This window comes from Rathayibacter sp. AY1A3 (genome assembly GCF_002930975.1).
GTDB lineage: Bacteria > Actinomycetota > Actinomycetes > Actinomycetales > Microbacteriaceae > Rathayibacter.
Genome location: NZ_PSTO01000005.1, coordinates 101,384 through 116,675, shown reverse-complemented (window position 1 = coordinate 116,675; position 15,292 = coordinate 101,384). Strand labels below are relative to the sequence as shown.

Below are 15,292 nucleotides of genomic sequence, written 5' to 3'. Positions count from 1 at the left end.
CGTCCGCGGATCCCGTGCGGGCCGTTCGCGACGGATCGATCGCGGGAGGCGGGCGAGGGGTGGGATCGTGAGGGGATGACCGTCACGCTCGAGCCGATGCCCCCCGCTGCTCTCGCCATCTGGATGCGGGGGCAGCGCTCGGCGTACATCGAGGACCGGATGCGGGCGGGCGACGACGAGGCGGCCGCGACCCGCAACGCCGACGCCTCGTACGAGAAGTACTTCCCGGGCGGCTCCCCCGCCGCCGGGCACGACGTGCTCCTCGTCTCCGAGGACGGCCGCGCGGTCGGGTCGCTCTGGCTCGGCCCGCACCCGAGCGGACTCGAGGGCGTCGGGTACGTCTGGGACGTGCAGATCGACGCCGCCGAGCGCGGCCGCGGCCTCGGCCGGGCGGCGATGCTGCTCGCGGAGTCGCACGTCCGCTCCCAGGGCGGCTCCGCCCTCGCGCTGAACGTGTTCGGCTTCAACACCGCCGCGCGGGCTCTGTACGAGTCGCTCGGCTACGAGACGACGTCCCTGCAGATGCGCAAGCCGCTGGTCTGAGCGGGGCCGCTCGACGCCGGGCAGGGGCACGACCCGGTCGCGCAGAACGCCGCACGCCGTGCTCGAGGGCGGACGCCGACGGGCGCCCACCGACGAGCACGGCGGCGGCAGTGGTGGAACCGCCGGGGATCAGCGGGACCCTGCGGTCAGCTCGTGGAGGCGACGGCGGTCGGATCGCCGGTGCCGGACGGACGCGGGGCGTCACCCGATCCCGTCGCCACCGACGCGCCGGTCGGAACGACGGTGCCGCCGGTCGCCATCCCCCGGCCGAAGGCCTGGCCCTGGAGGATCGCGCCGAGGTCGACGCCGGTCGCCGACCTGACGCTGTCGAACGTCGCGGCGAGACCCGCCGCCTGCTCGCGCGCGATGTGGGTGCCGGCCGTGTCGCCGCCGATCAGCGTCACCGAGCCGACGTTCTGGTAGCCCTTCGCGAACTCGGCCATGAGCGAGGGCAGCTGCCCGATGAGCTCGCGACCCAGGATCGCCTCCTGGTTCTCGCGGAGCGCCTCCGCCTCGGCCGCGATGGCCGCCGCGCTCGCCTCGCCCTTCGCACGGATGGCCTCCGCCTCGGCGGTCGCGTTCGCGCGCAGCGCCTCGGCCTCGGCGCCCGCCTTGGCCCGCAGTGCGTGGGCCTCCGCCTCGGCGCGGGCGCTCACGGCGGCGGCCTCGGCGGCTGCGGACGCCTGGCGCGCCTCCGCCTGGCGCTGGACGGCGTACGCCTCGGCGTCCGAGACCTGCTGCGCGACCTGGCGGTCCGTCTCGGCCTTCTTCTCGCGTCCGTAGGCGTCGGCGTCGGCCTCGGTCTGACGGCGGTACTTCTCGGCGTCCGCGACGCGCTTGACGTCGGCGTCGAGCTCGGCCTGCCGGTTCTCGGCGCGCTGCACGAGGACGGCCTGCTCGCGCTCGGCGCGGGCCAGGTTCTCGGCCTGCTCGGCCTCGGCGTTGGCGCGGCCGACCTCGGACTTCGCGGCGGCGGTGTTCTTGTCGTAGGCGGTCTGCTCGATCAGGTTCGCCTCGTCCGTGGCCAGCTGGCGAGCCTTGACCTCGCGGGCCGCGTTGATCCGCGCGACGTCGGCCTCGCGGCGGACGCGCTCGATCTCCTGCGCTCCGAGCGCCTCGATGTAGCCGTTGCGGTCGGTGACGCCCTGGATGGCGAAGGAGTCGAGGACGAGGCCCTGGGCGAGCAGGTCGCCCTTGATGCCCTCGGCGATCTCGTCTCCCAGCTTCTGCCGGTCCTGCATGACCTCCTCGACGCTGAGCTTCGCGACGACGCCGCGGAGGGCGCCCTCGAGCTGCTCGGTCGTGAAGACGTCGATGGACTGGTCCTGCGACGCGAAGCGCTCGGCGGCGGCGCGGACCTGGTCGGCCGTGGACCCGATCTTGACCAGGGCGACGCCCGCGAGGTGGATGGTCACGCCGTTCTTGGTCTGCGCGACCGGCTCCATCTTGATCTGGCGGGAGCGCAGCGAGATGCGGTCGGACCGCTGGGTCAGCTTGTTCACGAACGCGCCGCCGCCGGTGATGACGGTCATGTTCGAGGTGAGGCCGTCCTCGCCCTTCTGCTTCTTCCCGACGATCACGATCGCCTCGTCGGCCTGCGGCACCTGGTACCAGGCGCGGAAGAGGAAGAAGCCGATGAGGGCGATCAGCAGGAGTGCGCCGACGGCGACTCCGGCGAGGACGATCCAGAGGAGATCCGGTTCCATGGGCGGGCGACCTTTCGTCCGACCCGCGCGACGCGGGTACCTGAGAGACGTACAGGTTCCATCGTGTCACAGCGCCTCGGACGGCCGCGTCGGCCGGAGGGGGGATACTGCGGACGCCGCCGAGAGCGGATCACGAGGGGGCGGGCCCGGAGGAGGACGCCACGAACGAGGGCGTCGCGCGGAGTGCCGCGGAGGAGATCAGTGCTGGGGTACCTGGACTCGAACCAAGAACAACTGAACCAGAATCAGCCGTGTTGCCAATTACACCATACCCCAATGGTCATCCGGAGGTGATTCCGGGACCAGGCGGCGACCGGATCGAGACCCGAGCGCCGAGAGACGACAGTACCCTACGCGGGCATCCCGCTCAAATCGAGCCGCGGACGACGCTGCCCTCGGACTTCGGGGCGGCCTCGCCGAGGCGGGCGCGGACGAGGTCGCGGTTGATCGCGGAGGCGACCTGGGCGCCCGATCCGGCGGCCACGATCAGCTGCTGCGGGCCGGGCGGGGTGACCTCGCCGGCGGCGTAGAGGCCGGGGACGGACGTGCGGCCGCCGGCGTCGACGCGGAGGAAGCCGTCGGCGTCGCGGTCGGGGCCGGCCGCGTCCAGGTAGTCCAGCGCGGGCGTCCAGACGGGGCGGACGAACGCCCCGGTGCGCGGGACGACGTCGCCGTCGACGAGGCGGACGCCGGTCATCTCGGCGCGCTCCCCGGCGAGGTCGGCGACCGGGCGCCGGTCGACCCGGATGCCGATGGAGGCGAGCAGCGACTCGTCGGCGTCGCTCACCGTCCCGACGCCGTTGGTGAAGACGATCAGGTCGGTCGACCACTGCGAGAGGAGCATGGCCCGCTCCGCGAGGTCGTCGGTCTCGCCGATCAGGGCGAGCGCCTCCCCCGCCTTCTCGTAGCCGTCGCACTCCATGCAGCTGTGCACGGCGGTGCCGTAGTAGGCACGCAGGCTCGGGAGCGCGGGCGGCGTCTCGAGGAGCCCCGCGGCGACCACGACGGCGGTGGCGACGACGGAGCGGTCGGCGCTGCCGCGCACGCCCCGGGCGCCGACGACGAACTCGCCGCCGGAGCGCTCGACCGAGGTCACCAGGGCGTTGTGCACCTCGGCGGCCTCGTAGCGCTCGAACTCCTCGCGGCCGAGGCGGCGCAGCTCGAGCGGCGAGATGCCGTCGCGGGTGAGGAACCCGTGCGAGTGCAGGGTCGCGGCGTTCCGCGGGCGGTTGCTGTCGAGCAGCAGCACGCTGCGGCGCGCCCGGACGAGGTTGAGCGCGGTCGAGAGCCCGGCGGGGCCCCCGCCGATCACGACGACGTCGTAGCGTCCGCCGACCGTCTCCGCCACGGTCAGGCCTGCCGGGAGGCGCCGAGGTGAGCGCCCAGGCGGTCGAGGCGGGCGATCGACTCCTGCTTGCCGAGGATCTCCATGGACTCGAACAGCGGCGGCGAGACGCGGCGCCCGGAGACCGCGGTGCGCAGCGGCCCGTAGGCGATGCGGGGCTTGAGGCCGAGGCCCTCGATCAGCGCGGAGGCGAGCGCCTCCTGGATCGAGGCCGTCAGCCACTCGGACGCGGGGACGAGCTCGAGGGCCCCGATCGAGGCGGCGAGCACCTCGCCGGCGTTCGCGGGCAGGCCCTTCAGCGCGTCCTCGTCGTACTCGAGCGCGTCGGACGCGGTGAAGAGGAACCCGAGCATGCCGGGGGCCTCCCCGAGCAGGCCGATCCGCTCCTGCACGAGGGGCGCGGCGGCGTCGAGCACGGCGCGCTGCTCGGCGGCCGGCTCGCCCGCGAGCACTCCGGCCGCCACGAGATACGGGATCGTCCGCTCGGTGAAGTCGTCGACGGCCAGGAGGCGGATGTGGTCGCCGTTGATCGACTCGGCCTTCTTGAGGTCGAAGCGGGCCGGATTGGGGTTCACGTCGGCGACGTCGAAGGCGGCGACCATCTCGTCGATCGAGAAGACGTCGCGGTCGTGCGTGAGCGACCAGCCGAGCAGGGCGAGGTAGTTGACCAGGCCCTCCGGGATGAAGCCGCGGTCGCGGTGGTGGAAGAGGTTCGAGGACGGGTCGCGCTTGGAGAGCTTCTTGCTGCCGTCGCCCATCACGTACGGGAGGTGCCCGAAGCGCGGGACGAAGGTCGTCACTCCGATGTCGATCAGCGCGTGGTACAGCGCGATCTGCCGGGCGGTCGAGGGCAGGATGTCCTCGCCGCGCAGCACGTGGGTGATCTGCATGATCGCGTCGTCGACCGGGTTCACCAGCGTGTAGAGCGGCTGGCCGTTGGGGCGCACCACGACGAAGTCGCTGAAGGAGCCGGCGGGGAACGTGATCGGGCCGCGGACCAGGTCGTCGAAGGACAGGTCGGCGTCCGGCACGCGCAGGCGCAGCGCCGGGGCGCGGCCCTCGGCGCGGAAGGCGGCGCGCTCCTCCTCGGTGAGGTCGCGGTCGTGGTTGTCGTACCCGTGCTGCTTCGCGCGGCCGGCCACCTCGTTGCGCGCGTCGATCTCCTCGGCCGTGGAGTAGCTCTCGTAGAGGTGCCCCGAGGCCGTCAGGCGCGCGATCACGTCGAGGTAGACATCGGTGCGCTCGGACTGCCGGTAGGGGCCGTGCGGGCCGCCGACTCCGACGCCCTCGTCCCAGTCGAGCTTCAGCCAGCGCAGCGCGTCGAGGATCTGCTCGACGCTCTCCTCGCTGTCGCGGGCGGCGTCCGTGTCCTCGATGCGGAAGACGAACGTGCCGCCGGTGTGGCGCGCGTACGCCCAGTTGAACAGGGCGGTGCGGATGAGGCCGACGTGCGGGGTCCCGGTCGGCGAGGGGCAGAAGCGGACGCGGACGTCGCTCCCGGTCGCGGTCGTGAACGGGTGCGCGTCCGGCGCGCTTTCCAGGGGCGGGGTGAGCTCAGACATACGAGGCCGATCCTACCGGCGGGAGCCGGTGCGGCGCCCGGGATCGCGGGGGCCGTGGCCCCTCCGCCCCGGGCACGGTGCGCGCCTCGCGGCGACTGCTTCTACCGGACAGCACTGCTCCGAGTCAACGGACTCCCCGAGCGAGCAGGAGCAGTGGTGCGCTGACCTCGGGCCTCTCGTCGAGAGGGCCCGAGCGCCGCACCGCAGGCCGCGCCGGGCCTCCGCGTGAGCGTGCCCGGAAGGAGCACTGATGAGCACGATCGATCTCGACCCCCGCACCGACCGCCCGAGCGCCCTCACCGAGGCGGCGCGGGAGGAGAAGGACGCCCGCACGCTCTCGCTCTTCCAGGCGGCTGTGAGCGCGGAGGCCGCCGAGGGCGCGCGCATCCGCGAGCGCATCGTGCTCGACCACCTGGGCCTGGCCGAGGCCATGGCCCGCCGGGTCTCCCGGAGCGGAGGCGACTGGGCGGATCTGCGCCAGGTCGCCTACGTGGGCCTCGTGAAGGCCGCCCGCCGCTTCACTCCCGAGCGCGGCGACAGCTTCGCCGCGTTCGCCGTCCCCACGATCACCGGCGAGCTCAAGCGCCACCTCCGCGACCTCGGCTGGATGATCCGGCCGCCGCGCGGCGTGCAGGAGCTGCACCGCCGCTCCGCCGTCGTCGCCGACGAGCTCGCGCAGGAGCTCGGCCGTCACCCCACCGACCAGGAGATCGCCCGCCGCCTCGGAGTGGACGCGGCGGAGGTGGCCGACGCGCGCCTCGCGGGGCATCCGCTCTCCCTCGACGAGACCGTGGGCGAGGGGGGCGTCGGCCTGGGCGACACCCTCGGCGGCGAGGACGAGCGGCTGCTCGAGATCGACCGGCGGCACGGGCTCGCCGAGGCCCTCGCCGAGCTCGAGGAGGGCCAGCGCGAGCTCCTGCGGATGCGCTTCGTCGAGGAGCGGACCCAGCAGCAGATCGCCGACGCGCTGGGAACGACGCAGATGCAGGTCTCGCGCCTGCAGCGGCGGATCCTCGCGCAGCTCGCCGACAGGCTCGGCGCCCCCTCGCGCAGCCATCAGCCGCGCGCTCCCCGGGCCCGCGTGGCCACGGTCACTCCGGTCCGACCGGCGTCGCGGCTGAAGTCCGCCTGAGGTGGGCCTCGGCACGCGACGGGAGCGACGCGAGGGCGGCGAGGACGTCGTCGACCTGGACCGCGAGCAGCGCCGGGTCCGGCTCGGCGGAGAAGACGTCTCCGCGGCGGAGGGAGGCGTCGGTCAGCACGACGTGCGGCCCCGAGGCCGGAGGGCCCCAGGCCTCGGGCGGCGCCGGACCGAAGATCACGACCGAGGGGACGCCGTACGCGGAGGCGAGGTGCGCGGCTCCGGTATCGACGGTCACCACGACCTCGGCGGCCGCGACGACCGCGGCGAACCCGCTGAGCGCGAGCTCCCCCGCCAGCACCTCGCCCGTGCCGGCGAGCTCGGCGACGCGGCGGGCGCGGTCGGCCTCGTTCGCGCCCCCGGTGTAGACGACGCGGTGCCCCTCGGCGGTGAGGGCGCGCGCCACCGCGGCGAAGCGCTCCTCCGGCCACTCGCGAGAGCCGTAGAAGGCCCCGATGTGCACGACGGCGGCTCCGGGGGCCGAGGCGGGCTCCTCCGGGACGGCGATCGCGACGTCCTCGGGGTCGGCGTCGAGACCGATCGAGTTCACCAGGCGGGCCCAGCGGGCGCGCTCGAGCTCGCCGTCGATCCAGAGCGGCCGCGGGTCCTCCGGGCCCGCGCCCGGGTCCAGCGCCGGGACGCGGAACTCGAGCGTGCGCTCGGGCGCGATCTCGCGCAGCCGCAGCCGCGACTCCGGGCCGTTGCCGTGGAGGTTCACGCCGAGCTCGACCCGGCCGGCGGCCATCGGCAGCGGGTCGTCGAGTCCGCGGAGGGTGGGCACGAGCGCGTCCAGTCCCTCGACCAGGTCGACGATCGGCTCGAGCCAGGGCGTGGTCGCCATGATCAGCCGGTGGTCCGGGAAGCCGCGGCGCAGGGCCTTGAGCGCCGGGACGGCGACGAGCAGGTCGCCGAGCTTGAGGGCGCGCAGCGCGAGGATCTCCGGAGTCCCGTCCGGGGCGGTGAGAGCGCGCACGGCGCCTCCTTCCTGTCGGAGTCCCCGTACCCCGCTGCGCGCACCTCAGACGCGCCGCCCGCAGATGCGAGCGACGCGCCCGGAGGGACCGACTTCTCCGGAAGGGGGTTTACATCCCCAGTCGAGGGGTACGAGGAGAAGGTGAACGACTCCTCCTCCCGGAGCGCCGACGAGCGCGCGAGGGCCCCGCGCCTGCGGGGGATCCTCTTCGACCGCGATGCGACGCTCGTGGTCGACGTGCCCTACAACGGCGACCCGGCGCAGGTCTCCCCGATGCCCACCGCCCTCGCCGCGGTCGAGCGGGCGCGCGAGGCGGGGCTGGCCGTGGGCGTGGTCACCAACCAGTCCGGGATCGCCCGCGGGATCATCGACCGCGGCCAGGCCGACGCGGTGAACCGGCGCGTAGACGAGCTCTTCGGCGGATTCGACGTGTGGATGCTCTGCCCCCACGGCCCGGAGGACGGCTGCTCCTGCCGGAAGCCCCGGCCCGGCATGGTGCTCGGCGCCGCCGAGCAGCTGGGACTGTCGGCCCGATCCCTCGCCGTGATCGGCGACATCGGGGCCGACGTCGGCGCCGCCGCCGCGGCCGGCGCCCGTGGAGTGCTGGTGCCGACTCCGATCACCCGCGCCGAGGAGGTGGACGCCGCTCCGCTGCAGGCGGCGACGCTCCTCGAGGCGGTCGAGCTGCTGCTCGCGATGCAGCCCGACGAGGACGCCGAGTGAAGCGCCGCGTGCTCGTCGCCCGCCTGGACAGCGCGGGAGACGTCCTGCTGTGCGGACCCGCCGTCCGCGCGATCGCGGCCGACGCCGAGGTGCTGCTGCTGAGCGGTCCGCAGGGAGCGCCCGCGGCCGCGCTGCTGCCGGGTCCCTCCTCCGTCCGCACCTGGTGGTGCCCGTGGATCGGCGACGCCTCCCGCCCCGTCGACGCCGAGCTCGTCGACGAGCTGCGCGCGATCGTCGAGGAGTTCGCGCCGGACGAGGCCGTGATCCTCACCTCCTTCCACCAGTCGCCGCTGCCGCTGGCCCTGCTGCTCCGCCTCGCCGGTGTCGCCCGCATCACGGGCGCCTCGGTCGACTTCGCGGGCGCCCTGCTCGATGTGCGGCTCGTCCCGGGCGAGACCCTCGAGGAGGACCAGCCGGAGCCGGAGCGCGCGCTCGCGATCGCGGCGGCGGCCGGCTTCGCGCTGCCCGCCGGCGACGACGGACGGCTCCGCGTGCGCCGCGAGGGCGTGCTGCCCGCCGCTCTCGAGGGGATCGGCCCCTACGCCGTCGTGCACCCCGGGGCAGCCGTCCCCGCCCGCGCCTGGCCGGCGGCGAACGCGGCCCGCGCCGTCGAGCTGCTGGCGGACGCGGGCCTCGCCGTCGTCGTCACCGGCGGACCGGGCGAGCGCTCCCTCACGGCCGAGGTCGCGGGCACCCGCGGCATCGACCTCGGCGGGGCCACCGACTTCGCCGACGCCGCCGAGGTGCTGGCCGGCGCCGACGTCGTGATCTGCGGCAACACCGGCCCCGCGCACCTCGCCGCCGCGGTCGGCACCCCCGTGGTGAGCCTCTTCGCGCCGGTCGTCCCGGCCGTGCGCTGGGCGCCCTACGGCGTCCCGGTCGCGCTGCTCGGCGACCAGGAGGCGCCCTGCGCCGGCTCGCGCGCCCGCGTGTGCCCCGTCCCCGGCCATCCGTGCCTCGCGGGGGTGAGCGCCGAGGAGGCGGTCGCCGCCGCCCTCCGACTCCGACCCACGACTTCCCCGAGAGAGGCCATCGCATGAGGATCCTGCTCTGGCACGTGCACGGCGGCTGGGCGGACGCCTTCGTCCGCGGCGCCCACACCTACCTGCTCCCCACGACTCCGGCCCGCGACGGCTGGGGCCTGGGCACCGGCGGCCGCGACTGGCCGAGCGCCGTCGAGATCGCCCCCGAGGAGCTGCACGACGCCGACGTCGACGCGGTCCTCCTCCAGAGGCCCGAGGAGCTCGCCGAGGCCGAGCGCCTGCTCGGGCGACGCCTCGGCCGCGACGTGCCCGCCGTCTACGTGGAGCACAACACCCCCCGCGGGGACGTGCCGGACAACCGCCACCCGCTCGCCGACCGCGACGACCTGCTGATCGTCCACGTCACCCACTTCAACGCCCTGATGTGGGACACCGGATCGACGCGGACGACGGTGATCGAGCACGGGATCCACGACCCGGGTCCCCTCTACACCGGCGAGCTGCCGCACTTCGGCGTGGTCGTCAACGAGCCCGTCCGCCGGGGCCGGGTCGCCGGGACCGACCTGCTCCCCCGCTTCGGCGCCGTCGCTCCGCTGGACGTCTTCGGGATGAAGACCGACCGGCTCGCCGAGCTGCCGGGCCTGGAGGACGTGACGGTCCTCGGCGACGTCCGCACGCAGGCGATGCACGCGGCCCTGGCCCGCCGCCGGGTCTACCTGCACCCGTTCCGCTGGACCTCCCTCGGCCTCGCGCTGCTGGAGGCGATGCACCTCGGGATGCCCGTCGTCGCGCTCGACGTGACGGAGGCGGGGCGCGCCGTCCCGCCCGAGGCCGGAGCGGTCTCGAACGACCTCGACGCCCTCGTCGCCTCGGCCCGGGCGCTCGTCGAGGACCCGGACCGCGCCGCCCGCGCCGGCGCCGTCGCCCGCGAGGCCGCGCTCGCGCGCTACGGCCTCGCCCGGTTCCACCGCGACTGGGACGAGGTCCTCGCCGACCTCCCCGGACGCCGGTCGCCGGAGCCCGCTCTGGAAGGGAGCACCCGATGAAGCAGCACCTCTCCGCCGCGCCCGCGCTGACGATCGCCATGGTCTCGGAGCACGCGAGCCCGCTGGCGACCCTCGGCGGCGTCGACGCCGGCGGCCAGAACGTCCACGTGGCGGCGCTCGCCGACGCGCTCGCCCGCCGCGGCCACCGCGTCGTCGTCTACACCCGCCGCGACGACCCCTCCCTCCCCCGGCGCGTGCCCTTCACCTCGGGAGTCGAGGTCGTGCACATCGACGCCGGACCGCCGCGCCGGGTGTCCAAGGACGAGCTGCTGCCCTTCATGGGCGACTTCGCCGTCGACCTCGCCGAGGAGTGGCTGCAGGAGCGGCCGGACCTCGTGCACAGCCACTTCTGGATGTCCGGGGTCGCCGCGCTCGACGCCTCCGAGCGGGTGGAGCGCGCCACCGGGCGGCGCGTGCCCGTCCTCCACACCTTCCACGCGCTGGGCGTGGTCAAGCGCCGCCAGCAGGGCGCGCTCGACACCAGCCCCGAGGAGCGCGCCTGGCTCGAGCCCGGAGTGGGCCAGAAGGCCGACGGCGTCGTCGCCACCTGCTCGGACGAGGCCTTCGAGCTCAAGGGGCTCGGCGTGCCGACCTCGCGCATCTCGGTGGTGCCCTGCGGAGTCGACATCGACCGGTTCTCGGTCGAGGGCCCGGTCGCGCCCCGCAGCGAGCGCTCGCGGCTGATGACCATCGGACGCCTGGTGCCGCGCAAGGGCATGGGCATCGCGATCGACGCGCTCGCGCACCTGGTCGCGGCCGGCCACGACGCCGAGCTCGTCGTGGTCGGGGGCTCCGGCTCCGGCGACGCGCTGACGGCGGACCCCGAGTACCAGCGGCTGCACGGCGTGGCCGAGAGCCTCGGCGTCGCGGACCGTGTCGACTTCGTCGGCCAGCTCTCGCAGACCGAGATGCCCGCGATGCTCCGCTCGGCCGACGTCGTGGTCTGCGCGCCCTGGTACGAGCCGTTCGGCATCACTCCGCTCGAGGCGATGGCCTGCGGCGTGCCGGTCGTCGCCTCCTCCGTGGGCGGCCTGATCGACACCGTGGTCGAGGACGTCACCGGGGTCCACGTGCCTCCGCGCGACCCGGTCGCCCTGGCCGCCGCCCTCGGCTCGCTGCTGGAGGACCCCGACCGCGCCCGCGCCTACGGGGCCGCCGGCCGCGAGCGCGTCGAGTCCCGCTACTCCTGGGACCGCGTCGCCGCCGACACCGAGCGCGCCTACGTCACGACCCTCGCCGGCCTCGGCGACGAGTCGCTCCTCACCGGCGCCACGAGCGCACCCTCATCCCCCACCACCCGGAAGGCGGCTCCGCGACGATGACCATCGACACCGCGACCATCGACACCGTTCTGGACACCCCGGCCGACGCCGCCCGGCGCCTCGTCGACGACCACGTGGCGCGCGCGCTCGACGCGGTCGCGCAGCTGGAGCGCCACTCCGACAGGATCGCCGCCTGGGGCGTCGAGATCGCCGACCGCCTGCACTCCGGCGCGCGCCTGCTCGCCGCGGGCAACGGCGGCTCCGCGGCGGAGGCGCAGCACCTCACCGCCGAGCTCGTCGGCCGCTTCGACGGCGACCGCGTCCCCTTCTCCGCCATCTCGCTGCACGCCGAGACGTCGAGCCTGACCGCGATCGGCAACGACTACGGCTTCGACCACGTGTTCTCGCGCCAGGTCACCGCGCACGCCCGGGCGGGCGACGTCGTGGTCCTGCTCTCCACCAGCGGACGCAGCGCGAACCTCCTCCACGCCGCGGAGGCCGCCCGTGCGGCGGGCGCCCGGTCGTGGGCGCTGACCGGCGAGGGGCCGAACCCGCTCACCGAGCTCTGCGACGAGGCGATCGCCCTCGAGGGCCACGGCTCCAACGTGCAGGAGGCGCAGCTGGTGCTCGTGCACGCGCTCTGCCGGGCCTTCGAGCACCGGATCCGCGCACGGACGGCGGCCGCCTCGTGAGCCGCCTGCGCCTCGTCGTCGTCGGCGACGTGATGCTCGACGTCGACCTCTCCGGACCCGCCGAGCGGCTGAGCCCGGACGCCCCCGTCCCCGTGGTCGACGTGTCGGCCCGCAGTGCCCGCGCCGGCGGTGCCGGACTCGTCGCCCGGATGCTCGCCCGCGACGGGCACGAGGTGACGCTGGTGACCGCGCTCGCCGAGGACTCGGATCCGGACGTGGCGGAGCTGCGCGCCGAGCTGTCCGGCGTCCGCCTGGTCGCCGGGCCCTCGGGAGCGCCGACGCCGGTGAAGACCCGCGTCGCCGCCTCCGGCCAGGCCGTCGTGCGGATCGACCGCGGCTGCGAGACGCCGCCCGTCCCCGGCGTCACCGACGCGATGCTCGCCGCGCTCGCCGACGCCGACGCCGTGATCGTCGCCGACTACGGCCGCCGCCTGACCGAGGAGCCGTCGCTCCGCACGGCGCTCGACGCGCTCACCGTGCCGCTGGTGTGGGATCCGCACCCGCGGGGCTCCCAGCCGGTCGCCGCCACCTCCCTCGCCACCCCGAACCTGGCCGAGGCCACCGCCTTCTCGGGAGCCGTCGGCCGCGGAGTGACGCGCGCCGAGTCCGCCGCGACCACCCTCCTCGAGCGCTGGGGCTGCGGTGCGGTCACCGTGACGATGGGATCCTCCGGCGCCCTGCTGCGCTCCCGCGGCGCCGGCGTCCCGGTCGTCGCACCGGCCGTCGCCGTGCCGCCCACCGACCCGTGCGGCGCGGGCGACCGGTTCGCCGCCTCCGCCGCCGTCGCCCTCGCCGAGGGTGCGAGCACGTCGGAGGCGGTGCAGGCGGCGGTCGCCGCGGCCGGCGCCTACCTCCTCGCGGGAGGGGTCGCCTCCCTCTCCGCTCCCGCCGACCCCGCACCCCTCCACGGCGGCGGGGTGGACGCCCTGCGCGTCGCCGAGTCCGTCCGCGCGGCAGGAGGAACGGTGGTCGCGACGGGCGGCTGCTTCGACCTGCTCCACGCCGGCCACGCCCGCACCCTCTCCGCAGCACGGGCTCTCGGCGACTGCCTGATCGTCTGCCTCAACTCGGACGACTCCGTCCGGCGCCTGAAGGGCGCGGCGCGGCCGATCATCCCCGAGGACGACCGCGTCGACCTGCTGCTCGCGCTCGAGTGCGTCGACGCCGTGCTGGTCTTCGGCGAGGACACGCCGGACGAGGCGCTGCGCCGCATCCGCCCCGACGTCTGGGTGAAGGGCGGCGACTACTCCGCCGAGTCCCTCCCCGAGACGGCGACGGTGGCGGAGTGGGGCGGCCGGGTCCTGACCGTGCCGTACCACCCGGGCCGCTCGACCACCCATCTCGCCGCCGCGCTCGCGCGCGTCGGCTGACCCGCGGCCCACGAGGCCCGCAGACCACCCCCGGAAGGAAACCATGAGCACCACTCCCACCCCCATCGGCCGCGTCCTGATCACCGGAGGAGCCTCCGGGCTCGGTGCGGCCGTCGCCGCCGCGGTCACCGCCGCCGGCGGCACCCCGATCGTGCTCGACCGCGACGTCTCGTCGGTGAAGGAGGGCGTCGCCGCCTACCAGGTCGACGTCGCGAAGACCCGCGAGGCCGAGAAGGCGGTCGTCGAGATCGCCCGCGAGCACGGCGGGCTCGACGCCGTCGTGACCGCGGCCGGCATCGACCGCTGCGGCCGCCTCGTGGACGTGGAGCCGGAGGAGTGGGAGCGCGTCATCTCCGTCAACCTCCTCGGCACCGCGGCCGTCGTCCGGGCGGCCCTGCCCTTCCTCACCGAGACCCACGGCCGCGTCGTCACCGTCGCCTCCTCGCTCGCGATCAAGGCCGTCTCGGACGCGACCGCGTACTGCGCCTCGAAGTTCGGCGTGCTCGGCTTCACCCGCGCGCTCGCGGCCGAGACCAAGGGCGAGATCGGCGTGACCACGCTGATCCCGTCGGGCATGAAGACGCGCTTCTTCGACGACCGCGACGAGCAGTACAAGCCGGGTCCGGACGCGCTGCTGAACGATCCGGAGAACGTGGCGAACGCCGTCATGTTCGTCCTCGGCCAGCCGCGCGGCTGCGAGGTCCGCGAGCTCGTCATCACGCACGAGGAGGAGCCGTCCTGGCCGTGATCCGCTGATCCGGGCGCGCCCCGGATCCCCCGCCGCGAGACGCCACATCTGTCCGCACGCCCCGGCGCGTCGCGTACCGAGGCGGCGTCTCGCGGTTCAGCAGGTGGAGGCGAGCACCCCGCGGACGTCCTCGAGCACCGCCTCGACGCGCACGTCGCCGACGAACGTGACGTCGTGCTCGCAGCGCGGAGCGGTCCAGCCGACCTGCGTGGCGTCGCGCCCGCAGACCGGGCAGTGCGTGGTCCAGCTCAGCTGCACCCGGTGGCGCTGCCGCCCGAGGGCCGCGGCGTTGATCGCGTTGCCCACCCAGAAGACCCCGACCGTCGGAGCGCCGACCGCGGCGGCGAGATGGCGGGGTCCGGAGTCGTTGCCGAGCACGAGGTCGGCGAGCGAGAGCAGCGGAGCGAGGTCCGGTAGGTCCACGACGCCCGCCCAGGAGACCGCTCCCGGCGCCCCGGCGACGATCTCGTCGGCGGCGGGCACGTCCGAGGCGTCGCCCACCACCAGCACGCGCGCGCCGTCCGCCAGCAGCTCCGTCGCCACGGCGGCGAAGGAGGCGGCGGGCCAGCGGCGGCGGGGATCGGTCGCGCCGGGGTGGATCAGCACCAGCGGGCCGCCCGCGGGCAGCGCGGCGGCGAGGCGGTCCCGCCGCTCCGGATCCACGGCGAGCGCCGGCTCGAGGCGGGTCGCGGGCGCTCCGGCCAGCCCGACGATCTCGAGCGCCCGCAGCATCTCGTGCTGGTAGTAGACGTAGGGGATCGTGCGCTCGAGCTCCGCGGCGTCGTCGGTGCGCGACCCGATCGTGTGGCGCGCGCCGAGGCGCTGGAGGAACGGGTTGGAGTAGCGCCCGCCGCCGTGCAGCTGCACGGCCAGGTCGAAGCGGCGCGCGCGCATCCGCTCGGTGAAGTCCTCGACGACCCGGGGGTCCTCCCCCTCTCCGTCGCGGACGCCCTGCGCCACCGGCAGGATCTCGACGTCGGCGATCGGCGACTCGACGCCCGTCAGCAGGACCCGGTGCGCGGGCGTCCCGAGCAGGGTGATCTCGGCTCCCGGGTAGGCGGCCGCGAGGGCGTCGACGGCGGGCAGCGCGAACAGCAGGTCGCCGAGTCCGCCGCCGCGCAGGACGGCGATCCTCTCGACTCCGGCGAAGGGCTCTCGGAGGGGGGCGATGGCGACCACGACGGGTTCCTCTCAGGTG

Annotated in this window: 14 protein-coding genes and 1 tRNA gene; 9 read left to right on the top strand and 6 right to left on the bottom strand. The window is 75.1% G+C overall.

The window, feature by feature from the left end:
- The first annotated feature begins 75 nt into the window (after positions 1-75).
- Positions 76-543, top strand: a complete 468-nt coding sequence (locus tag C5C10_RS03970; RefSeq protein ID WP_104328571.1) for an N-acetyltransferase — start codon at positions 76-78, stop codon at positions 541-543.
- 146 nt (positions 544-689) lie between these two features.
- Here the strand turns inward: C5C10_RS03970 and C5C10_RS03965 are convergent, their stop codons facing one another.
- From C5C10_RS03965 to gltX, 4 genes are all read right to left on the bottom strand, one after another.
- Positions 690-2,249: an SPFH domain-containing protein gene (locus C5C10_RS03965; protein ID WP_104226268.1), complete on the bottom strand. Its 1,560-nt coding sequence runs from the start codon at positions 2,247-2,249 to the stop codon at positions 690-692.
- Positions 2,250-2,453: 204 nt separating this feature from the next.
- Positions 2,454-2,525 (bottom strand) — tRNA-Gln (locus tag C5C10_RS03960).
- Positions 2,526-2,616: 91 nt separating this feature from the next.
- The gene (locus C5C10_RS03955) at positions 2,617-3,597 is read right to left on the bottom strand and encodes an NAD(P)/FAD-dependent oxidoreductase (protein ID WP_181073385.1); all 981 of its coding nucleotides are present in this window, start codon (positions 3,595-3,597) and stop codon (positions 2,617-2,619) included.
- A gap of 2 nt (positions 3,598-3,599) precedes the next feature.
- On the bottom strand, positions 3,600-5,156 hold the full coding sequence (gene gltX / locus C5C10_RS03950) for a glutamate--tRNA ligase (RefSeq protein ID WP_104328570.1): 1,557 nt from the start codon (positions 5,154-5,156) through the stop codon (positions 3,600-3,602).
- A 250-nt stretch (positions 5,157-5,406) separates the two neighbouring features.
- On the opposite strand from gltX, the gene C5C10_RS03945 reads away from it, so the two are divergent.
- On the top strand, positions 5,407-6,288 hold the full coding sequence (locus C5C10_RS03945; RefSeq protein ID WP_104328569.1) for a sigma-70 family RNA polymerase sigma factor: 882 nt from the start codon (positions 5,407-5,409) through the stop codon (positions 6,286-6,288).
- On the opposite strand, the gene C5C10_RS03940 is transcribed toward C5C10_RS03945, so the two are convergent.
- A complete protein-coding gene (locus tag C5C10_RS03940) occupies positions 6,248-7,270 on the bottom strand; it encodes a glycosyltransferase family 9 protein (protein ID WP_104328568.1) in 1,023 nt (340 codons plus the stop codon). The two genes, C5C10_RS03945 and C5C10_RS03940, sit on opposite strands and share 41 nt — an antisense overlap.
- Before the next feature lie 141 nt (positions 7,271-7,411).
- Between C5C10_RS03940 and C5C10_RS03935 the strand changes: the two genes are divergently transcribed.
- Genes C5C10_RS03935 through C5C10_RS03905 form a run of 7 tightly spaced genes read left to right on the top strand, consistent with a single transcriptional unit; the run spans position 7,412 to position 14,094 of the window.
- Complete coding sequence (locus C5C10_RS03935; protein WP_104328567.1) at positions 7,412-7,993, top strand: HAD-IIIA family hydrolase; 582 nt, start codon at positions 7,412-7,414, stop codon at positions 7,991-7,993.
- On the top strand, positions 7,990-9,033 hold the full coding sequence (locus C5C10_RS03930; RefSeq protein ID WP_104328566.1) for a glycosyltransferase family 9 protein: 1,044 nt from the start codon (positions 7,990-7,992) through the stop codon (positions 9,031-9,033). The genes C5C10_RS03935 and C5C10_RS03930 overlap by 4 nt, the downstream gene beginning before the upstream one ends.
- Positions 9,030-10,022 carry a glycosyltransferase gene (locus C5C10_RS03925; RefSeq protein ID WP_104233231.1) on the top strand — a complete coding sequence of 331 codons (993 nt, stop codon included), beginning with the start codon at positions 9,030-9,032 and terminating at the stop codon, positions 10,020-10,022. The genes C5C10_RS03930 and C5C10_RS03925 overlap by 4 nt, the downstream gene beginning before the upstream one ends.
- Positions 10,023-10,048: 26 nt before the next feature.
- Positions 10,049-11,344: a glycosyltransferase gene (locus C5C10_RS03920; protein ID WP_104328588.1), complete on the top strand. Its 1,296-nt coding sequence runs from the start codon at positions 10,049-10,051 to the stop codon at positions 11,342-11,344.
- A complete protein-coding gene (locus tag C5C10_RS03915; protein ID WP_104328565.1) occupies positions 11,341-11,976 on the top strand; it encodes an SIS domain-containing protein in 636 nt (211 codons plus the stop codon). The genes C5C10_RS03920 and C5C10_RS03915 overlap by 4 nt, the downstream gene beginning before the upstream one ends.
- 5 nt (positions 11,977-11,981) lie before the next feature.
- Positions 11,982-13,346 (top strand): PfkB family carbohydrate kinase, encoded by a 1,365-nt coding sequence (locus tag C5C10_RS03910; RefSeq protein WP_104239116.1) that lies wholly within the window; start codon positions 11,982-11,984, stop codon positions 13,344-13,346.
- Between the two features lie 43 nt (positions 13,347-13,389).
- The gene (locus C5C10_RS03905; RefSeq protein WP_104250150.1) at positions 13,390-14,094 is read left to right on the top strand and encodes an SDR family oxidoreductase; all 705 of its coding nucleotides are present in this window, start codon (positions 13,390-13,392) and stop codon (positions 14,092-14,094) included.
- 96 nt (positions 14,095-14,190) lie between these two features.
- Here C5C10_RS03905 and C5C10_RS03900 read toward each other — a convergent pair whose 3' ends face one another.
- Positions 14,191-15,273, bottom strand: a complete 1,083-nt coding sequence (locus C5C10_RS03900; protein WP_104328564.1) for a glycosyltransferase family 9 protein — start codon at positions 15,271-15,273, stop codon at positions 14,191-14,193.
- Positions 15,274-15,292 lie beyond the last annotated feature (19 nt).

Bases quoted from the DNA above. Each gene is read 5' to 3' on its own strand.
- C5C10_RS03965 (WP_104226268.1), bottom strand. From the start codon at position 2,249: ATGGAACCGGATCTCCTCTGGATCGTCCTCGCCGGAGTCGCCGTCGGC.
- C5C10_RS03915 (WP_104328565.1), top strand. From the start codon at position 11,341: ATGACCATCGACACCGCGACCATCGACACCGTTCTGGACACCCCGGCC.
- C5C10_RS03970 (WP_104328571.1), top strand. From the start codon at position 76: ATGACCGTCACGCTCGAGCCGATGCCCCCCGCTGCTCTCGCCATCTGG.
- C5C10_RS03905 (WP_104250150.1), top strand. From the start codon at position 13,390: ATGAGCACCACTCCCACCCCCATCGGCCGCGTCCTGATCACCGGAGGA.
- C5C10_RS03945 (WP_104328569.1), top strand. From the start codon at position 5,407: ATGAGCACGATCGATCTCGACCCCCGCACCGACCGCCCGAGCGCCCTC.
- C5C10_RS03925 (WP_104233231.1), top strand. From the start codon at position 9,030: ATGAGGATCCTGCTCTGGCACGTGCACGGCGGCTGGGCGGACGCCTTC.
- gltX (WP_104328570.1), bottom strand. From the start codon at position 5,156: ATGTCTGAGCTCACCCCGCCCCTGGAAAGCGCGCCGGACGCGCACCCG.